At 39.8% G+C, this 20,459-nt stretch carries 17 protein-coding genes; 13 read left to right on the top strand and 4 right to left on the bottom strand.

The annotated features are described in order from the left end of the window. The 13 genes from lptM to AU255_RS19320 all read left to right on the top strand — a co-directional run bounded on the left by lptM (position 1) and on the right by AU255_RS19320 (position 11,658). Entirely contained in the window at positions 1-153 is a 153-nt protein-coding gene (lptM, locus tag AU255_RS20560; RefSeq protein ID WP_198942705.1) for an LPS translocon maturation chaperone LptM, read from the top strand. Further along, positions 153-1,397: a diaminopimelate decarboxylase gene (gene lysA, locus AU255_RS19265; RefSeq protein WP_080524514.1), complete on the top strand. Its 1,245-nt coding sequence runs from the start codon at positions 153-155 to the stop codon at positions 1,395-1,397. Before lptM ends, lysA begins: the two co-directional genes overlap by 1 nt. Positions 1,398-1,460: 63 nt before the next feature. Continuing rightward, positions 1,461-2,288 (top strand): diaminopimelate epimerase, encoded by an 828-nt coding sequence (gene dapF, locus AU255_RS19270; RefSeq protein ID WP_198942708.1) that lies wholly within the window; start codon positions 1,461-1,463, stop codon positions 2,286-2,288. Next, complete coding sequence (locus AU255_RS19275; protein ID WP_080524515.1) at positions 2,285-2,965, top strand: DUF484 family protein; 681 nt, start codon at positions 2,285-2,287, stop codon at positions 2,963-2,965. Before dapF ends, AU255_RS19275 begins: the two co-directional genes overlap by 4 nt. After that, positions 2,965-3,870, top strand: a complete 906-nt coding sequence (xerC, locus tag AU255_RS19280; protein ID WP_080524571.1) for a tyrosine recombinase XerC — start codon at positions 2,965-2,967, stop codon at positions 3,868-3,870. Before AU255_RS19275 ends, xerC begins: the two co-directional genes overlap by 1 nt. Positions 3,871-4,015: 145 nt before the next feature. Beyond that, complete coding sequence (locus AU255_RS19285; RefSeq protein WP_080524516.1) at positions 4,016-5,011, top strand: DUF2333 family protein; 996 nt, start codon at positions 4,016-4,018, stop codon at positions 5,009-5,011. A 6-nt stretch (positions 5,012-5,017) separates the two neighbouring features. Then, on the top strand, positions 5,018-5,332 hold the full coding sequence (locus tag AU255_RS19290; protein ID WP_080524517.1) for a DUF4389 domain-containing protein: 315 nt from the start codon (positions 5,018-5,020) through the stop codon (positions 5,330-5,332). Between the two features lie 200 nt (positions 5,333-5,532). Beyond that, positions 5,533-6,609, top strand: coding sequence for a DNA polymerase IV (gene dinB / locus AU255_RS19295; protein ID WP_080524518.1), 1,077 nt, complete (start codon positions 5,533-5,535; stop codon positions 6,607-6,609). Between the two features lie 151 nt (positions 6,610-6,760). After that, a complete protein-coding gene (locus tag AU255_RS19300) occupies positions 6,761-6,946 on the top strand; it encodes a hypothetical protein (protein WP_080524519.1) in 186 nt (61 codons plus the stop codon). 1 nt (position 6,947) lies between these two features. Continuing rightward, positions 6,948-7,493, top strand: a complete 546-nt coding sequence (gene yjgA, locus AU255_RS19305) for a ribosome biogenesis factor YjgA (RefSeq protein WP_080524520.1) — start codon at positions 6,948-6,950, stop codon at positions 7,491-7,493. Positions 7,494-7,638: 145 nt separating this feature from the next. Further along, positions 7,639-9,504, top strand: coding sequence for a mechanosensitive ion channel family protein (locus tag AU255_RS19310; protein ID WP_080524521.1), 1,866 nt, complete (start codon positions 7,639-7,641; stop codon positions 9,502-9,504). A gap of 56 nt (positions 9,505-9,560) precedes the next feature. Beyond that, entirely contained in the window at positions 9,561-10,730 is a 1,170-nt protein-coding gene (locus AU255_RS19315; RefSeq protein WP_233144757.1) for a M20 aminoacylase family protein, read from the top strand. A 103-nt stretch (positions 10,731-10,833) separates the two neighbouring features. After that, positions 10,834-11,658 (top strand): alpha/beta hydrolase, encoded by an 825-nt coding sequence (locus tag AU255_RS19320; RefSeq protein WP_080524522.1) that lies wholly within the window; start codon positions 10,834-10,836, stop codon positions 11,656-11,658. Between the two features lie 219 nt (positions 11,659-11,877). Here AU255_RS19320 and AU255_RS19325 read toward each other — a convergent pair whose 3' ends face one another. The 4 genes from AU255_RS19325 to AU255_RS19340 all read right to left on the bottom strand — a co-directional run bounded on the left by AU255_RS19325 (position 11,878) and on the right by AU255_RS19340 (position 20,409). Beyond that, positions 11,878-14,496, bottom strand: a complete 2,619-nt coding sequence (locus AU255_RS19325; RefSeq protein ID WP_080524523.1) for an MGH1-like glycoside hydrolase domain-containing protein — start codon at positions 14,494-14,496, stop codon at positions 11,878-11,880. 742 nt (positions 14,497-15,238) lie between these two features. Continuing rightward, complete coding sequence (locus tag AU255_RS19330; protein WP_143736033.1) at positions 15,239-15,640, bottom strand: hypothetical protein; 402 nt, start codon at positions 15,638-15,640, stop codon at positions 15,239-15,241. A 463-nt stretch (positions 15,641-16,103) separates the two neighbouring features. Beyond that, a complete protein-coding gene (locus AU255_RS19335; protein WP_080522378.1) occupies positions 16,104-17,354 on the bottom strand; it encodes an ISL3 family transposase in 1,251 nt (416 codons plus the stop codon). Between the two features lie 274 nt (positions 17,355-17,628). Then, positions 17,629-20,409 carry an insulinase family protein gene (locus AU255_RS19340; RefSeq protein ID WP_158083171.1) on the bottom strand — a complete coding sequence of 927 codons (2,781 nt, stop codon included), beginning with the start codon at positions 20,407-20,409 and terminating at the stop codon, positions 17,629-17,631. Positions 20,410-20,459: the final 50 nt, after the last annotated feature.

Here is a 20,459-nt window from a genome sequence, read left to right on the forward strand (position 1 = left end):
ATGAAAAACAGACGATTATTAATTTTTATATTATTTAGCGTTATATTAAACGCATGTGGCCAGCAAGGGCCTTTATTTATGCCGGTAGAAGATGAAGTGATACAAAGTCCGCCTCCAATAGAAAGCGACAAGCAAGAAGCAGGAACCCATTGATGGATTATTTTAATTATCGTGAACAAAGGCTCTTTGCTGAAGATGTTGCTGTCGAGGACATCATCACCGAATACGGGTCACCATGCTATATTTATTCCAAAGCAACTTTAGAACGTCATTGGCATGCCTTTGATTCAGCCTTTGGTAAACAAGCACATTTGATTTGTTATGCGGTTAAAGCCAATTCCAATATTGCCATCTTAAATACCTTGGCGCTCTTGGGTTCTGGTTTTGATATTGTTTCATTGGGTGAGCTGGAGCGGGTGCTAGCTGCACAAAGTGATCCGAAAAAAGTGGTTTTTTCAGGTGTGGGTAAGCGTGAAGACGAAATTAGAGCAGCGTTAAAGGTTGGTATTCGTTGTTTTAATATTGAGGTACAAGGTGAACTGGATAGAATTAACCAGATAGCTGGCGAGTTAGGCGTGATAGCTCCTGTTTCTTTTCGGGTAAATCCGGATGTGGATGCGAAAACACATCCTTATATTTCAACTGGTTTAAAAGAAAATAAATTTGGTATTGACATAGAAGGAGCGCTGGATGAATATCGACGCGCAGCTGCAATGCCGCATATTGAAATTGTCGGCATTGATTGTCATATAGGTTCACAATTAATTGAAACACGGCCTTTCCTGGATGCTTTGGAGCGTGTATTGAAAATTGTTAATGCTTTAAAAGCTGAAGGAATTGTATTGCATCACTTAGATTTGGGCGGTGGTTTAGGTATTTGCTATAACGATGAAACTCCTCCTGAGCCTGCTGAATATGTTGCTGCTCTTTTAAAAGGGCTTGGCGATAATAATTTAGAGATTTTACTGGAGCCGGGGCGGGCTATTTCAGGAAATGCCGGTATTTTAGTCACTAAAGTCGAATATTTAAAACCTACCGAATATAAGAATTTTGCCATTGTCGATGCCGCGATGAATGATTTAGTGCGCCCATCATTATACGGCTCATGGCAAGCAATTATTCCAGTGCAGTTGGGGAGCAAGGAGCCAGAGAATGAGTGGGATGTAGTAGGCCCCGTATGTGAAACCGGCGATTTTCTGGGTAAAGATCGACGTTTGGCTCTAAGTCAGGGTGATTTATTGGCAATTCGATCTTCGGGAGCCTATGGTTTTACCATGAGTTCAAACTATAATTCTAGACCTAGAATCGCTGAGATTATGGTTGATGGTGATCGCATGCACTTAATAAGAGAGCGTGAAAGTGTCGCACAATTATGGGCTGGTGAGCATTTATTGTAGAGCGCAGGGGATACACCTGTACCTTCGTTTTACAACGTTGAGATTTATGGAAATAGTTGGATGATAATTGAATTTACAAAAATGCATGGTCTGGGAAATGACTTTGTCGTGGTTGATGCTATTCGACAGCAGATTTCTCTAACGCCTGAACAGATTCGGTTTGTTGCTAATCGGCATTTCGGTGTGGGTTGTGATCAGTTGTTATTAGTTGAAAATACTCTGCATTCTGATGCAGACTTTCGCTATCGTATTTTCAATGCAGATGGGAGTGAAGTAGCACAATGTGGAAATGGTGCGCGTTGTTTCGCACGCTTTATCAGAGACAAAAAATTATCCTATAAAGATACTATTCTAGTAGATACTCATGCGGGGCAGTTGTTATTGACTTTTGATAATGATGGGTTAATCACGGTCAATATGGGGATACCACTGCATGAGCCCACGCTAATTCCGCTTAAAACAGAGCAGGAAGAAAAGTTGTATACTGTGATGCTTAATAATGTAGAAAAAGCCTTTGGAGCAGTGTCTTTAGGTAATCCACATGCAGTATTGCAAGTGGCTGATGTGGAGCTAGCTGTTGTAGACGAAGTCGGTGAAGCGCTGGAAAGTCATGCTTTTTTTCCCGAGAGAGTGAATATCGGCTTTATGCAGGTAATCGATCGAAATAAGATAAAATTGCGTGTTTTTGAGCGAGGGGCAGGAGAAACTTTGGCCTGTGGTAGTGGGGCCTGCGCCGCAGTTGTTATTGGTATAGAACAACAGCTATTAGCGAATGATGTGCTGGTTGAGCTACCGGGAGGGCAGCTTAAAATCAGTTGGCAAGGTCGCGGTAACCCTGTTTTTATGACTGGACCGGCAGTCAGTGTTTTTGAAGGAAGTATCGAGTTATGAGTGAATTGAGTTCAATGGAAGTGGAGGCTTATTTGAAACAGCATCCAGACTTTTTTCATGAACATTTAGAGTTATTAGAGCATATCAGTATTCCGCACCCGAGTGGTGACGCTGTGTCATTGATTTCTAAGCAATTAGAATTATTTCGTATCCGACATTATGAAATGGAAACCCAGCTAAATGGACTGATTGAAATCGCCAGAGAAAACGATAATTCTGCTAATAAAATGCACGAACTAATTTTGGCCGTGCTAGAAGCGGATACGCTGGAAACAGCGATTGAAAATTTGAATGTGGTTATGGCTGAATGCTTTTTAACTGATTTTTTTGCCGTCAGGATTATTAGCGCTGACCAGAGTAATAATGCATTGGCGGATTTATTTGTCGATCCTGAAAGTGCAGAGCTAACACATTTTATTACTGAATTAAATAGTAATCAGGCTAACTGCGGTCGACCCACTTTGGCACAGTCCAGATTTTTGTTTGGTGAAAATGCACTCGAAGTAAAGTCATGCGTTATTATTCCTATGGCGTATACTGAAATTGAAGGTTTGGTTGCAATCGGCAGCCGTGAAGAAGACCGCTTCCATTACAGTATGGGGCATTTATTTCTAACGCAAATAAGTGAGATTATTGGAACGCGTTTCGCAGCGTTGTTAAAGAACGCGACAGTATGATGCTAGAGCAAGCCAGGCAACAAGTCGCTGACTTTTTACAGCAGATAAAATTCGCAAGGCGTGTTTCTGAGCATACAGTGAATAACTATCAGAGGGATTTAAAGCGCTTGAGCAGTTTTTGTGACAAGCATATGATATCGGACTGGGTGGCGTTGAGTTCTGCAGATATTCTTAAGCATATAGCTGAGCGACATCGTGCGGGTTTATGCAGTAAAAGCCTGCAGCGTGAACTTTCTGCGATAAGAAGTTTTTATTTATTTTTGATGAAAACCGGTCAGGCAGACAATAATCCGGCGCAACATGTAAAAGCACCAAAACAAGCAAGGAAACTTCCTAAAACTCTTGATGTAGATCAAGTAAGTGCGTTATTGGATGCTGGTACGAATTCTGTGCTAGAACTGCGTGATGTGGCAATGTTTGAGTTATTTTACTCATCTGGACTGCGATTGAATGAACTGAGTTCATTAAATCTGGCGGATATAGATGTTTATGATAAGCAATTAACGGTGGTGAAGGGTAAAGGCGGGAAAACGCGGTTGTTACCCGTTGGAAGCAAGGCAATACAGGCGTTACAGAAATGGCTTAAAGCACGGCCGGCGGTAAATGAAAATGAACGTGCATTGTTCACAAGTACGCAAGGGAAACGTCTAGGAAATCGCAGTATACAGTTGCGTTTAAAGCAATGGTGTATTAAAAAAGGCATTCCCGAATCAGTCCATCCGCATATGTTACGTCATTCTTTTGCTACACATTTGCTGGAAACCAGTCAGGATTTAAGAGCAGTGCAAGAATTGCTGGGACATGAAAATATTAGTACCACACAAATTTATACACATCTGGATTTTCAACATCTAGCCGAAGTGTATGATCGCTCACATCCGCGTGCTAAAAAATCCAGCAAATGAATTTGAGCATTTTCTCAGGGGATTTATCTATGCCTATTACAGATAAATAATGTTAATATAGTATTTATTAGTTTGTACTGACGTGATAGATGGTTTTTCTTGTTGAGTTTGCAGACATCATTACTAAATAGAATAGGATTATAAAATGGCAGCCAGCGATTTTTCGCATGAAGCAGAGACGAAGGGATTCACATGGTTTCTCGGTGTTCTTGGTGCAATTTCGGTCATTGTTATTATCGTACTGTCTGGTTACTGGAGTATTGAGCCTAAAACTTTCGATGTCATGGCTGAAGCAAAGGGGCGCCAGGAGGCAGAGGGGCTTGATCATATGCCTAATGGTTATGTGTTTGCAAATACCTTAGTGCATATTGCCGAAACATTACTCTATAAGCCAGGGGGCTATCTTACCAATGATGTTGGTGTGCCAGGCATTCTGCTCGATAATATTCCGAGTTGGGAATATGGTGCATTGATTATGTTGCGTGACGGGGCTTCTGCATTAAGAAATCATCTGGCGCGGGCACAATCACAATCAGCGGAAGACCCTGATTTGGCCAGAGCCGAGCCGTATTTTTATTATGAACGTAATTCATGGGCTCTACCTTCTACCGAAGCGGAATATGAAAAAGGGATTGCGGCACTGCATGCCTATATGAATCGTTTAGCAGAACCGGAACATAAAAACCCGGGGCACTTTTATTCCAGGGCAGATAACTTATGGCAATATGTAGAGATTATTATCAAGCGTCTGGGCGGTATTTCAACTCGTCTGAGTGCCAGTACTGATCGCTATGAAGCATATGATATTAAACAAGAAAAATCAGCCGCGATTTCACAGACCAGCTGGTTGAAGCTGGATGATGAATTTTGGCAGGCACGAGGTTCTTGCTGGGCATTGCTACATATATTAAAAGCCATTAAATATGATTTTAGATTGATTTTGGAAGATAAACGCGCAATGGATACTGTAGAAATTATGATACATGAAATGGAAAATGCCTTGGCACCGATTACCAGTCCAGTTATTTTGAATGGTGATGGCTACGGTATTTCTGCTAATTATTCATTGGCAATGGCAAGTTATGTATCGCGTGCAAGCGCCGCGGCACTTGATTTACGCGACGTAATGAATAGAGGTTAATAGATAATGAAAGAAGAGTTACACGACAATCTTAAACAGGTTAGCACCTGGAAACGTATAGGTTTCATTCTTGTTTTTGCAGTTATAGCGGGTGTTGTACGAACCTTGATCTGGGTTATTGTGTTATTGCAAATTGCCTCAGCTTTAATTACTGGAGATACTAATCAGCACATTTTAGGCTTCGGTCAAAAATTAGCAGCGTATTTGTATCATATTATGTTGTTTATGACCTTTAATACTGACACAGTACCTTTCCCTTTTTCCGATTGGGAGTTAACAGAAGAAGCTATTAAAAGCAGGGATTTAGTCGCTAAGGAATAGGGTCCTTGGTTGCTATAAGTTGACTGAGTTTACCGAAAACATATTACTGTAACTACCTCAAAATGGTTGTTGAGAAGGTGACTTAAAACAAAGCCATTAATCGTTCACCCTCTTAATGCTGTATATGGTAATAAGTGAAGCTATATGTGCAGATCAAGAGTTATAAAACATTGAGCTACATCGACACCTAAAGTAAAGCCATGTCTGTCTCGTTGCGTAAAATCATTCACCTGGATATGGATGCGTTTTTTGCAGCGGTAGAGCAGCGGGATAATTCAAAATATCAGAACAAACCAATAATTGTCGGTGGTGCACCTGATAGCAGGGGCGTTGTTGCCACATGTAATTATGAAGCAAGAAAATACGGCATTCATTCTGCTATGCCATCATCCCGAGCGTTTAGCTTGTGTCCCAAAGCTATTTTTGTAAAGCCCCGGTTTGCTATTTATAAAGAAGTTTCATTCGCTATCCGTCAAATATTTTATCAATACACGGCCCTCGTGGAGCCTGTATCACTGGATGAAGCTTACCTGGATGTCAGTCATTCAGAACTATGTCAGGGGTCTGCAACACGCATCGCACAAACCATAAAGCAACAGATTTTATCCGAGGTCGGATTAGTTGCATCGGCAGGTATTTCCTATAATAAGTTTTTGGCAAAAATAGCCTCTGATATGGATAAACCAGATGGGCTATATTTGATAACACCAGAGCAAGGCCAAGATTTCGTTGCACGATTGCCTATTGGAAAGTTTCATGGTGTGGGTAAAGCGACTGAACGAAAAATGCATGATCTAGGCATAAAAAATGGTGCAGACCTTAAACAGTTTTCTTTGCCTGTTTTACAGCAGAATTTTGGTAAATCCGCATTGTTTTTCTTTAATATTGCACAAGGGATTGATGAAAGGCCTATTCGAGTCGATCGTGAAAGTAAATCCATAGGCACGGAAACTACCTATAGTCAGGATCTTGTGCAGAGTAATGAAATTTATCAACAGCTAACTGAGTTACTGAATAAGGCTTTGCTCAAAGTATATGCAAAAAAGTTGTATGCGCGTACTTTGACAATTAAAGTAAAATATCACAATTTTCAGCAAATTACTCGAAGCCTGACTTTTAATAAACCCATTAAAAGCCAACTAGCTGCTGAATCTGTATTTAAGCAATTGTTATGCAAAGACCGTATAGGCGAGAGTAAAATACGCTTATTAGGAATTACCTTGTCAACTCTGGAAAAGCAAACAGACTACTATCAGCAAATGGATTTATTTGATTAGTTTTTAGGGAGAAGCAGGATTTAGCCTGCATGACTACTCATCTCTCCACAACTACCCAATTTAATGAAGACAGGAGTAAAAAACTTTAGCAGTTTTGTATAAGCTAAAGCAATAACACTTCTACTAATAAAGATAATAAAGAGAGGAAAAAATGCAATTAGCAATGTGGGAAAGTATCTTATTAGGCGTCATGGCGCTTGGGCTTATTTTCTGGATGGGTCCTGGCATTAAAGTGACGCTACAACGTAGTAAGGAGGCGCCGAAAGACTGGCTTGGAGCACTGGTGCCGATAGGGGCTGTAGTATTATTTGTTATTTTTTTAATTTTGATGGTTTGATATGAGTGAATTTATAGATCCAGAACAGGAAGAAGAAACCTGGGCCATCAGGCCAAATAAATCACAAATAAAACGTGATATCTCAGTTTTGAGTGATTTATGTGAAGAAATAACGCAACTGGCACCCGCTCAGATAGAACGCTTAAATTTACCAGATAATATCGAGATAGCAATTCTGGAAGCGGCAAAAATGCCATTCAAAGGAGCAAGGAAACGTCAGCTGAAATTTATTAACGCAATGATGCGTAAGATTGATGTTGAACCGATACAGGCGCAATTAGACAAAATAAAAGCAAAAAGTGCACATGCTACACGAGAGTTGCATCAACTGGAGCAATTCCGGGAACGTTTTTTAACAGATGACAAGCAGGTTTTGACCGAGTTTCTAGTGCAGTATCCCAACGCAGATGCACAACATATCCGCCAATTGATTCGTAATGCTAAAAAAGAAATAGCCAGTGAAAAACCTCCTAAATCTTCGCGTTTATTGTTTCGTTATTTAAGAGAGTTGCTAGATAAGCAAACAGATAAATCTGAAGACTTGTAGCTCGATTTGTGTATTGATGAGAGCGTGGTTTAGCCCGCTTATATCATGTTCAGACAGTCTGCTGAAGGACATGCAAAGCCTCGAGACGCATATAAGCATATGTGGGGTATTGTTGAAAAATGATTAATTTAGAATATAGAGACCAATGATTAAAAAGTTTAGTAATGTTTTTTTATTGATGTTTTTACTATTGGCTTCTTTTCAGCTAAAAGCAAGTAGCGAAGAGAGGTATGTGGCAATTACTGAAATGCTTAAAAACGTGGCAGAAATTAATCAGGAAATTGCAAGCAATGATGATGATGCAACATTACAGATTTTACTGCAGAAAAAAAATAGCATATTTCATAATTTACTGTTAATTATTCGTGGCTCTTATATTGAATATCAAGTGCAGGATATCAATGAAGAAGAGCTCATATTATTGCGCTCAAAGATTAATATTAATCTTTCACGTGGGAATGCGGTCGCAGTACAGCGTGATCAATATGCTTCCGACTTCATTTTGACCAAACGGGCTATTGGGGAATATATCGTTTTTTTAGTTCAGGCCAGTCGTAATTATCTGTCTAAAGAGGAAATAATCGAGGAATCCAGGAAACGAATTAAATTAATTACGCAAAAAATTGAAGAGACACCTGATCCGATAGAAGGTGACAGTGAAATTTTTCAGAATCTGGCAGAAAATTATGCTGATTTATTGAAAGTATATGCTGTTTATCAGGATTTCCTGGAATACGTGATAACTAATCCTGACGAAATTGTAACCACCAGTTTTTTTCAGAAAATATCTTTAATCAGTTTTATTTCATACATCAATAATAACGCAGTATTTAGAAATATTAATTATAAGATTGCACCTTTACGTATTGATATGGGAGGAATTATTGTTTCCCTCTGTATTATGTTGTTGAATATAATTGCTTTTCCACTGGTTTCCAAGGCAAGTAACCGACTGGTAGAGCGATTTATTTTAAATGATGAAAAAATAGAAAATGTCGAACTCGTGTTTATGAGTATGTACAAGCCTATTTTATATCTAGTACTTTTTTTCGGTATAGACTTGTCTATGAACGCCTTGCTATATAAAACCGAAATTAAAATAACCCTCGATTATTTTGTTTATATTGTTTATGCGGTGCTTTATATCTATTTGCTGTTTAATATAATTGACAGTGTTGCGGTTGTTCACTCCGAACAATCTGAAAAACGCAACAAAGCGTATAGTAAAGAACTGGTCTTATTGCTAGTAAAGAGTTTGAAAGGTCTGGTTTTTTTAGTTTGTTTAACACTACTATTAAGCCATTTTGGAATTAATATTACGGCAATTCTTTCCACTTTAGGGATTGGAGGCTTGGCATTTGCTATGGCAGCCAAGGATAGTCTCTCTAATTTTTTTGGTGGTTTGAATATTATGATTGACCGTATCTATAAAATGGGCGACTGGATCAAAGTCGGCTCTGTTGAAGGAACCGTAGTAGAGATTGGTTTGCGGAGTACCACAGTGAGAACTTTTGATAATGCCTTAATCACAATGCCGAACTCCTTGGTGTCAACGGCAAGTGTACTAAACTGGAATCGTCGTTCGGTAGGGAGACGTATTAAAATGCATATCGGTGTCACCTATGAAAGTAACATGAATGATATTCGTCAGGCCTTGCAGGATATCAAAAATATGTTGGCGGAGCATCCTGGAATAGCTAACGCTAAAGAAAGACAAGTATCAAATATAGCCAGAAATAAATTTTTAATTCTAGAAGATGTGCATGGTATTAAATCAACACAACTAGTCTTTTTAGATCGTTACAGTGACTTTTCGATGGATATTTTAATCTATTGTTTTTCCAAAACTGTAAATTGGGCAGACTGGCTAGAAGTTAAGCAGGACGTAATGTTTAAAATTGCCGAGATTCTGGAAAAAAACAACCTTACCTTTGCCTATCCAACCAATGTACAGATTAATCGTAATGAGGAAAGCGCCGTGATGGGTGCAGAAAAGTTAATGGCTGAATAAGCCTATGATGCCTTCATTTAACAACGAAATTGCACTATCTATATGCTTTAAACAAGATGAATAAAGAAATTGAATCCTTGTATGCTGAAATGTGCTCCTGGCGTCAGCATCTGCACCAGTTCCCTGAAACGGCTTTTGAGGAAGTAAATACTGCGAAATTTATCAGTGAAAAACTTAAAAGTTTCGGCCTGGATGTTCATCTCGGCTTGGGTAAGACAGGTGTTGTAGCAAGTTTATCGGCTGGAAATAGCAGTAAAAAAATTGCTTTACGTGCGGACATAGATGCTCTGTTTATTCAAGAGAAAAATGAGCTTAACTATAAATCTAAAAATGATGGAAAGATGCATGCTTGTGGACACGATGGGCATTCAGCCATGTTGTTGGGAGCAGCAAAATATTTAGCTAATCATTCTGGTTTTGACGGTACAGTTTATTTTATTTTTCAACCTGCTGAAGAAGGTCGGTCAGGGGCTAAACAAATGATAGATGATGGATTGTTTGACTTGTTTCCGGCGGATTGTGTTTTTGGCCTACATAACTTTCCTGATATTCCTCTAGGACATTTTGCCATTAAAGCAGACGCAATGATGGCATCCTTTGATTGTTTCGAGATTGTGTTATCCGGGCAAGCTACGCATGCTGCCATGCCCCACCAGGGTAATGATGTTTTGGTTGCTGCAGCGCAAATTATTACTGCTATACAAACTGTCGTCAGTAGAAATGTCGACCCTGCAAACTCGGCAGTGCTTAGCATTACTCAGGTTCATGGTGGAAATACCTGGAATGCCATACCTGATTCCGTGGTCTTAAGAGGTACCTACCGATGTTTTACCCAGGAAACTCAGCAACTGATAAAATCCAGGCTAATACAAATTATTGAATCTCTGGCGCAAGGCTTTGATTTGAAAACTAAAATTACCATTAACCCTGAAAATCCCGGATACCCTGTCACCAGTAATACGCATGCAGAAACGGCTATAGCCATAGAGGTTGCGCATGAAGTGGTGGGGAAGGATAAAGTTGATTTACAACCTGTACCCAGTATGGGCTCAGAAGATTTTGCCTTTATGTTACAGGAAAAACCGGGTTGTTATGTATGGTTAGGGAATGGCTCCTCAAATGGTGGCTGTCTGTTGCACAATCCTCACTATGATTTTAATGATAAGATTTTAACAGTGGGAGCGAGTTACTGGGTTAAGTTAGTTGAACGGGTTTTAAGTAAATAGACAGTAAGCGCAGTGTATTAAGCCTGTTACTTTCAGAAATTATGTGATAATTATACGCATTCGCAATGTTTTAAAACTTAGATGCAATGCATAAGGGAAAGTTATGAGCTGTAAAGTGTGGCCATTTTTTTTTATATTACTGTTCGTAAATGGAGTCTATGCCATCGATATTACTCGTAATATTCCTTATACCTATGCTGGCCAGCAGACTCTTGATTTATTTATGCCTGATGAGACTGGAATTCCAGAGGACATGCTACGTCCCGCTGCTATCGTTATACATGCTGGAGGATGGTCAAATGGTGACTCTACCGACATTGAATCTATGGCTGCGTGGTTTGCGAACGAAGGTTTTGTTGTCATAAATGTGAATTATGCATTAGCACCGGAAAACAAATGGCCTGCTCAATTCGCTGATGTTATACAAGGCGTTTGGTGGTTGAAAAAGAACGCTGTGCGTTATAACATCAACCCAGATAAGATTCTTGCCGTTGGCGCTTCGGCTGGTGGTCATCTCGCGGCAATGTTAGGACAGAGTTCAGTAAACAACTTGAATGCTGGAATTGATAGTGAGATTCATGGAGTTGTGTCTTTCTCTGGTGCATGGAATCTTCTGGAAGCGGTAACTGAAGATCAGATTTTTTATATCAGTCAGATGTTAGCTGTTGACACGCCTGAAGCACGTTATCTGGCATCGCCAGTATATCTGATCAATCGTCATTCTCCTCCAGTACTTATTTTTCATGGTACAGAAGATACACTAGTTCCGTTTCAGCAATCTATATATGCTTGTGAGGTTTATGCAACTAAAGGGTTAGATTATTGTTTTTTAGTGCCCCTGGAAGGGCATACGCATTTCTCAGTGGTTGAACCTGCAATTTTTGTTAACGCAATACGGGTGTTTTTGAATTGGTGGCTTGCTCAATAAATAATATTTAAGGCTAATAACCTTTTTTCAAGATATCCATTAAGCTTTTTGCTCGAAGAAAGTAAAAATAGGATCTAGTTATAGTTCCATTATGCAATTGTTAAATTATAATTAAAATTAATCAGGTAATTTTGTGTTCACAATCTATACAGCATTGTTACAGTGACAGCTATTATCTCGAATAGTTGAACGATATCAGTCATTTTAGCTTGCTTTAGTCTAGAGCAGTTTCGCCACCAGGGCGGTCCAGCCGGTTTGGTGCGAGGCACCGACACCACGGCCGTTGTCACCATGAAAATATTCATGAAATAGCAGGTAATCCTTGAAATGCGGGTCAGTCTGTAGTTTTTCATTGTTGCCCAATACGGCTCTGCGGCCAGTTTCATCACGGCGGAACAATAGGGTCAGTCTTGATGTTAACTCATCAGCAACTTCAGTTATGCTCAAGAAATTTCCTGAACCGGTCGGGCATTCAATTTTAAAATCATCACCATAATAAGTGGCGAAACGTTGCAGTGAAGTGATGAGTAAATAATTAACTGGAAACCACACTGGCCCTCGCCAGTTGGAGTTGCCGCCAAATACAGAGGATTCCGATTCGCCTGGCTGGTACTGTACTGAAATGGCATGGCCATTGCAATCGAAAACATAGGGTTCATCGAGGTGAGCTCTGGATAGCGAACGTATGCCGTAAGCGGATAAAAATTCACTTTCATCTAACATGCGCTGCAGTAATTTCTTCATGCGGTGTCCGCGCAATAGTGATAATAAACGACGTTTTCCATGACCAGGTACGTCCCAGAAGGATACAAGTCCAGCCAGATCCGGTCGGTAATTTAGAAACCATTTCAGGCGCAATTTAAAGTGCGGTAATTTTTCCAGCATTTCCGGCTCAATGATTTCAACCGCAAAAAGCGGGATAAGACCAACCATGGATCGGATTTTGAGCGGTGTCATTTCACCGTTGGGAAAACGCAAGACATCGTAAAAAAAACTATCTTCTTCGTTCCAAAGGCCGATACCGTTATCGCCGATATGGGTCATGGCATCGGCGATATACAGGAAGTGTTCAAAAAATTTAGTGGCGATGTCGTCATATGCATTTTTATGTAATGACAATTCCAGCGCGATACGCATTAGGTTCAGGCTGTACATGGCCATCCAGCTGGTACCATCCGCTTGATTAATATGACCGCCTGTAGGTAGGGGCGCGCTACGATCGAACACACCGATATTATCCAGTCCTAAAAAGCCGCCCTGAAAGACATTGTTGTTATCGACATCTTTACGGTTAACCCACCAGGTGAAATTTACAATCAGTTTATGCATGGCGCGTTCCAGAAAATCGAGATCGCCTTTTCCTCCGTTAGCATCGCGTTCAGCCTTGTAAATTTCCCATGCGGCCCAGGCATGAACTGGAGGATTGGCATCATCGAACGACCATTCGTAAGCGGGGATCTGGCCATTGGGGTGCATGTACCAAACTCGTGTCATTAAAAGAATTTGACTTTTGGCAAAGCTTGGGTCAATCATGGCTAAAGTTATGCAATGAAAGGCAAGATCCCAGGAAGCATACCAGGGGTATTCCCATTTATCTGGCATGGAAATAATGTCGGCATTATTTAAATGTTGCCAATTGTTGTTACGAATTTTACGTCGTTCGGGGGAAGGACTGGGTTGTCCCGGGTCGCCTTTTTGCCATTGAGGTATGTCGTAATAATAAAATTGTTTGCTCCATATCATGCCTGCGAATGCCTGACGTTGAATCATTCTGGCTTCATCATCTGCTAATTTTTCCTGCAGTTTACTGTAAAAGGCATCGGCCTCTTTCAGGCGAGTTGCAAATATTTTGTCGAAATCGCTAAATGCGTGTTCATTAGGTTTTTTGCTCAGGCGTAAACGAACTTCTACTTTATTATTAGCGCCTACATTAAAGGTATAGTGTCCACAGGCTTTGGTGCCTTGTTTGTCCGGGTTAACTGACTGATGCTGGCCATTAATGACGGCTTCGTGGAATGCATCCTTGAAATATCCATGGCTTTCCTTGCCGTACAGTTTATTCGTATTCGTGTCGTTATCGCAGAATAACAGTTCTGGAGCACCATCCAGGTAGCAGTAGTAGCTTCCAAGTCTGTCATGAGTTATGTTGATCTGTTGTGATTCTGTGGAGGAAAGTGAAGGACGTGTCTCATTGTAACCCCAGCTCCATGTGTTGCGAAACCATAATTGCGGCAAAATATGCAGTAAGGCTGGTTGTAATGCGCGATTATACGCGGTGATACGCATCAGAATATCATCTGCGTCATTTTTGGCATATTCGACAAAGACATCAAAATATTTGTCGTCGTCAAAAATACCGGTATCTAGCAACTCAAATTCCGGATCTGCCCTGCTACGTCTGCTATTTTCCTCGATCAGCTCTGTGTATGGAAATGCCTGCTGCGGATACTTATAGAGCATTTTTAGGTAAGAGTGACTGGGTGTGGCATCGAGATAGTAATACAGTTCTTTGACATCTTCGCCATGGTTACCTTGCGCATTGGTTAAACCAAACAGGCGCTCTTTTAAAATTGCATCTCGGCCATTCCATAAAGTGAGTCCCAGACAAAGCTGTTGATTATTATCGCTAAATCCTGCGATGCCATCTTCTCCCCAGCGATAAGCGCGGCTTCTGGCATAATCATGAGGGAAATGATCCCACGCGTCTCCATCGTCACTGTAATCTTCACGTACTGTACCCCATTGGCGTTCGCCCAGATATGGCCCCCATTTTCGCCAGACATTGCTAAGCACATCAATGCGCTGTTGTTCAGCTGTATTTTTTTGCTTTGATGTCATGGATAATCCTGTTGAGTATTATATTCAAATTATTAATAATGAAGAATATCTGTGATTAAGTAAGTAGTTGCGCACATAATATATAATTATTTTCTATTATTTTGAACTCATAAATAATCGTTAATAAAAGTCCTTTTAATACACAAGCGATAGAGAAAATCTGGATGTTAGTATAAGCCATGATTGATTCACGACTAAGAAACTAAAAAAACTGATTAGCTACACGGAAGGATGCTGTGATTGAACGAGTTAATGTAAAGCAGCGTGAATTGTGGAAGCGATAGAATCAGTAAGTCTTTGTGGTATAAAATCAACGGGTATATGAAAAAGCGTTCTTTAGTAATGATTTAAAATCGTTTTTAATAGCACAATTTATCGTTTAAGCAAATGCTAGACTTAGATTAAAAATATATATTTTTATGAACTTGATGACATCCAAACCATCTTTATCATTGATTTCTATTCTGAATAGATTATTGGCCAGATTATAATTACAAATGTTACCTAACTGTTAGCATAAGCAATGTAGATTATGTTGTCTTAACGCCTCAAATTACAGGGGCTGAACACAGAATACAGTAATTAAAATTTAGTAGTCTTTTTTCCATGTTCTGAACGGGTCTTAGCGACAGATGTTATCCATTCTTTTCTATCAGATTTTTACACATTTACGAGACTAGTCTAATGTCAGTTTAGATGTAAATATATTTTGCATATAAGATAAAGGATAATAAACAATTCTTTATTTAATAAGTTCTGAAAAAGGCTTAAGTTGTTCGGTATTATGTTGTCTACACACAGTTAAAAGGTAGGTTTTATCATCAATAGTAACTGAAGTATCTTCCAATGTGGTTTTGCGTTTACATCTTGTGCCTTTAGCTGTGCTTGCCTGACATTGCTGACCGTTATCCTTTAAATCAATAATGTTTTTGGTCACTGCTACTGTGTCGGTTTCTGGGATCACGGTTGAAGCTGCTGATGACTTATCCGGTTCAACTCGGGTTGGCTCTTGAACAAGGGCAGAGGCTGTTTTTGTGCCGGTTTCTGGAATCACAGTTGATGCAGTTGCTGACTTAGCCGGCTTAATTTGGATTGGTTCTTGAACAAGGGCAGTGGCGGCTGATGTGCCCGTTTCTGAAATCATGGTGGAGGTTCGTGATACTGGCTCATCAGCTTCAACTGTGGCAGTATCTTCTTGTGATTTTAAGGGGGAACACAATTTAGTTGTTTTCTGAAAAAGAAGATTAAAGTAACAATTACTAAAAAAGGCCAGATGGGTATAAAGCTGGAAATAGTTTCTTCAGCAGCAAATAAATTCCCAGAACTAAGACTAAGACAAGTTGCGAAGATTGGAGCTGATATACTTTTTTTAGTAAACATTATGATTCTTCCCCTTTGGTTGAACATTTGTATTCTTTTATTTTCAGTAATTTACTAAAAATAACACAAACGAAGCAATTTATAAAATATTTCCTGATAATCTTTCCGTTAAAATACAAAGTCGAAAGTGATGAAATAATTCAGGATACTTTTTCTGTATTAGTCAACAACTGTCGTTGTCTTATTTGGCTCTTCCCGATTTCGCGGGGTGACCACAACATATAGTGTTAAGCATATCCGAATAAACGTCGGCCTTCGACATCAAGCCAAATATGCTGAAATAAACGCCCTATATCATAAATGCCATAGCAACGTCTTTTGATCACCTTAATTTTGTTATTCAGTCCTTCTACAAAACCACTGGTTTCACGGCGAAGAAAATAATTAGTGATTTCATGCTGCCAGTTTTGTAAGGTCACTATAAATGAGTTGAAACAGTCCAACTTCAGATTTCTAACCTGCTCGACCCATGAATTTAGCTCAGCTTCTGCCTGACTTTTACTTAAAGGTCGGTTAAAAATACCCGTCAATGCTTCCCGATAAATATAAATTTGCTTAAGCTCTGGCGCATAATTAAAGAGTTGTATTAATTTAATTTGTTGCTCTTCATTCAAGTCCCAGAGTGATTTTCGGAATAACCACATCACGCCTTTCAGTTGGGCATAATCCTCACTAGAAAGCGTCTTTTTCAGTGTTTTCATCTCTTTTATTCTTGCGTTGTCTGCACAGGCTCGATAGCTTTTGGTCACATGGAATCGATCAACCACAACCTCAACGCCATGAAGTTCCTCATACACTGCATTACTGTAGCCGTCATACATATCAACGCAGGCACGTTGTATTGTTCTTTTAATTTCCACGGGAATGCTTTGTAGAAATATTTTTACTGTTTCCTTTTTGCGATTTGGCAATACGGCCAAAATGCATTTTTCTCCGCCTTCATTGATCCCTGAAATGATAACAACAAAATCTTTATGTCCTTTTTTTAACGCAATCTCATCAAGTCCAAGTAATGGCAGGCTTTTTATTGTCTCCCAATCCACTTCTTGACGAATATAACGATTAATAATGCCTTCAACAGCCGCTTCATTAATGCCACGTTTGATACTGATGTCGGTTATTGTGCTATTGATTAGGTCGCGCAATATCCACTGTTCATAGGCTTTAGTATGTGGGCTTTTTTGATCATACCAACTACAGCGCTGAGTGGTTGTCGGGCCTTGATCACAATAAGGGCATTGGTAACGCTTCGGTTTGATCTTAATCCAGACGGACTGTTCAAAGATCGGTAAATGGCGTAACGTAATTTCTTTGCCATAGCCATAAAACTTATCGATAGGCTGATGGCATTGCCGACAAGTTGTGCCTTTGCATGTACTTTGGACTTTAATAATAATTCCTTTTTTAGACTCAGTATCAAATGCCTCTATTTGCACATCGGGTAAATCCAAAGGAATTTGTAACAATATCGGGTTCATTTATTTAAAGTTTGCCGTCTAAAAAGATGGCTATCATACCCAGCCTGCACCTAAATAATCAAATAGCAATATACTACATATAGTGACTACCCCGCGAAGTCGGGAAGAGCCTCTTATTTTTGCTTGCAAGCATATCAAGCTAGACTTTTATTTCGGCTGCTGTTAATTGAATTTTTATAATAAGATGAAAAGATAAACTGATTTTTTAATGCTATAGAAAGTACAAAGAATGTCTCCTCGGTACTTTCCATAGCAAATAAAACTGAGTTATGGGTTAAAGTTTATTATGTTCACGTTTAAATGCATCAATATCGATAATCAGTTTCGGATCAGGGAAATCATCATTTATAAATTGATTCCCTAATGCATAACTGCGCAGTTGGCGTGGGTTTTCAATCAACCAATCTGTGTATACGGCAATTAATCGGTTTTTATCAATTTTACTTACCGCTTCAGCAATGCGTTCTTTGGTATCAAAATCATCATTACCACGATCTATTTCCAGCCAGTTTCTATAGCTTCTTGTTTGTAAGCTTTTATCTTTTTCAAGTAAACGGGTGATCAATCCTGCTTTATAGCTTTCAAGATCTTGTTCTGAGATAGCTTGCAATTCCTGCAGGTAAGTATCGATAAAGGTATGATATCGATCCTCTATTTCAGGTGCTGATATAACAGGTGATTGCAGGATGAAAATAATACCCGGTATATCTTTTATCGGCAGGGCAGCCACTCCAAGATTGTAACCCAGTTGCTGGCGAGTACGCAGATCGGCAAAAAATGCAGAAGAGATTATTCGCCCTAATAATTGTGCTTCAGCTTGTGATTGGGGGCTTTTATCCGCAGCCTGGAAATAAAGTGCCAGGGCCGCATCATGATTATCAATAGTTAATCTGCGTGCGTTCAAGGATTTTTCTTGCAAATGGATTACGCCAGCAGCGGGCACTTGTGGCGCATCAGCTTGTAAAGCAAGTTGCTGGTCTAACATAGATGCAATATTTTCGGCTTCGATAACAGTGCTATTCCCTTGCAGTAGTAGAGTGACGTGCAGTTGTTTTAAAAAATCCTTTGCGAATAGCGTTAAGTCCTGACGAGTTAAACTAGATAAAGCATTTAACTTTTGTTCATTTGTCCAGCGGCGTTCTACCAGAGTGCGTTTAAGTTCAGCGAGCACTTGTTGAAAGGGCTGTTGTTTTTGTGCGTTAGTTAATTTCTGTTGATAACGGGCTTTCAATATATGAAAGCGTTTTTCAGTGATTTCAGGTGCTTTGATGGCATCTATAATCTGCTCTAGCAAAACGGATTGTTTTTGATCATAACCAGAAAGAGCAACGCCCATGCCGCGCTCCGTGGCATATATAGAATAATTTAAACCAGCCAGGCGGGCAGGGTAGGCATAGCTGTTTAACTGTTTATTTACGATTCCTGTTAAAAGCGAGGTTAATAAACTATTGCGTGGTGTTTTATTGGCAATAGGTGATTGTAGTTCTATATACAGGTTGCTACGCGGCACATTAAAGCTGGTGTCAAGCTGATGCCATAGATCAAGACCAGGGTTTTGCTTAATTAATTCAGGATGTGCCGAGTCAGTTTGTGTCGTTTTAAGTGTTAATTCATCGGGTATAAATGGATTCGCGGTGGGTAATGCCAGAGCTGGATTAATAGGTGACTGAGACCAGGTTTCGATCAACTCTGGTTTAATCGGAGTAATTCGATAATCGACAAGATAATTTTTTTCAGTTTTATCAGTGGCAATATTTTGTGTATTCAGAGCAATCAGAACTCGATCAGGTCTTAACTGGTTTAGCAATTGTTTAATGAGTTCAGGTTTATATTGCTCAATAATATAAGGGCCGCGCAATACATCCTGAGGGGCATAATATTGTAAGTTTCGAGCTAGCATGGTCACTGTGCTGCTGGCATCATGTTGTTCTTGATAGCGAAATTGCAGCATTGCCATCTGTTTCTGTTCCTGGAATATCCATTCCTGTATATCGTAGTGTTGCAAAAGTCTGATGTATTGAAACACAATATCGATAATTTCATGCGTATGTTGTAAGCCGGCATGGGTCAAATTAATACCGAGATGCAAGCTTGATTCCTGTGCATTATCACTAAAACCTACTGATGCACTGAGTTCATCTGCCCAGCCTTTTTCTTTTAAGAGAGCAAGAATGCTGCCTTCTCCTTCGTGTCCGAGTAAAGACTGAAAATACGCGCTGGGCTTGGCAAGGTAATAAGACTGCGTTGCGGGTAATGGGAAAATCAAGCTGAGCTCACGTTTTTCCTGTAATGATTTGATGTCAATTTGTTGCGCCATTTGTGCTTCAGTTAATAATGGCTCGGTAAATACTTTTTTCTCGGCATAATGGTTAGGAATCGCAGAAAATTTGTCGGTGACCCATTTTTTCAAAACCGGCAATGGCTCATTGGCAAGCACTACTAAAGTCATTAAATTAGCTGAATAATGCGTCTTATAAAACTGCAGTAGATCATTTCTTACCGGGTCATTATCCCTATCGGCAAGTGTTTCCAGACTACCGACACTAAATTTGGCATAAGGGCTTTGCGGATTAAATGCCTGTTGTATGCCTGCATAATAACGCCGATTTTCAGTTTTTATTTTGCCTAAGTATTCAGAATTTACCGCATTTTTTTCTCGTTCTACGAATTCTGCATTAAATAATGGCGCAGTAAAAAACTGACTGAAACGATCTAGTGCAAGTTCCAGCGAGGCGTTTTCAATATCAAAAAAATAGTTGGTATGCTCTCTTGCGGTAAAGGCATTTCTAGAGCCACCGTGCTGAGCAATAAAGGTTTGATATTCATCAGCATCAGGATATTTTTCAGTGCCTAAAAACAGCATATGCTCCAGGAAATGCGCAAGACCATCCCTATCCTCAGGATCGCTGGCACTGCCCACAAAAACATCCAGTGACGCGGCTGCCTTTTTTGTCTCAGGATCGGAAATAATCAGTACCTTTAAACCATTATCCAGGGTAAAAGCTTGATATTGACGGCTGTCGTTCTGGCTTTGAATGATATCGGTTTTTTGCATAATCAGGGTAGTTGATGAACAAGCGTAGCAAAGTAAAGCAGGTATAAGAA

It is taken from the genome of Methyloprofundus sedimenti, from assembly GCF_002072955.1.
GTDB classification, from domain to species: Bacteria; Pseudomonadota; Gammaproteobacteria; order Methylococcales; family Methylomonadaceae; genus Methyloprofundus; species Methyloprofundus sedimenti.

Coding starts and splice junctions, on each gene's coding strand:
- dinB (WP_080524518.1), top strand. CDS start 5,533: ATGTCTGTCTCGTTGCGTAAAATCATTCACCTGGATATGGATGCGTTT.
- AU255_RS19290 (WP_080524517.1), top strand. CDS start 5,018: ATGAAAGAAGAGTTACACGACAATCTTAAACAGGTTAGCACCTGGAAA.
- yjgA (WP_080524520.1), top strand. CDS start 6,948: ATGAGTGAATTTATAGATCCAGAACAGGAAGAAGAAACCTGGGCCATC.
- AU255_RS19300 (WP_080524519.1), top strand. CDS start 6,761: ATGCAATTAGCAATGTGGGAAAGTATCTTATTAGGCGTCATGGCGCTT.
- AU255_RS19285 (WP_080524516.1), top strand. CDS start 4,016: ATGGCAGCCAGCGATTTTTCGCATGAAGCAGAGACGAAGGGATTCACA.
- xerC (WP_080524571.1), top strand. CDS start 2,965: ATGCTAGAGCAAGCCAGGCAACAAGTCGCTGACTTTTTACAGCAGATA.
- AU255_RS19325 (WP_080524523.1), bottom strand. CDS start 14,496: ATGACATCAAAGCAAAAAAATACAGCTGAACAACAGCGCATTGATGTG.
- AU255_RS19335 (WP_080522378.1), bottom strand. CDS start 17,354: ATGAACCCGATATTGTTACAAATTCCTTTGGATTTACCCGATGTGCAA.
- AU255_RS19315 (WP_233144757.1), top strand. CDS start 9,561: ATGAATAAAGAAATTGAATCCTTGTATGCTGAAATGTGCTCCTGGCGT.
- AU255_RS19310 (WP_080524521.1), top strand. CDS start 7,639: ATGATTAAAAAGTTTAGTAATGTTTTTTTATTGATGTTTTTACTATTG.
- lptM (WP_198942705.1), top strand. CDS start 1: ATGAAAAACAGACGATTATTAATTTTTATATTATTTAGCGTTATATTA.
- AU255_RS19340 (WP_158083171.1), bottom strand. CDS start 20,409: ATGCAAAAAACCGATATCATTCAAAGCCAGAACGACAGCCGTCAATAT.
- AU255_RS19275 (WP_080524515.1), top strand. CDS start 2,285: ATGAGTGAATTGAGTTCAATGGAAGTGGAGGCTTATTTGAAACAGCAT.
- lysA (WP_080524514.1), top strand. CDS start 153: ATGGATTATTTTAATTATCGTGAACAAAGGCTCTTTGCTGAAGATGTT.
- AU255_RS19330 (WP_143736033.1), bottom strand. CDS start 15,640: ATGATTTCAGAAACGGGCACATCAGCCGCCACTGCCCTTGTTCAAGAA.
- AU255_RS19320 (WP_080524522.1), top strand. CDS start 10,834: ATGAGCTGTAAAGTGTGGCCATTTTTTTTTATATTACTGTTCGTAAAT.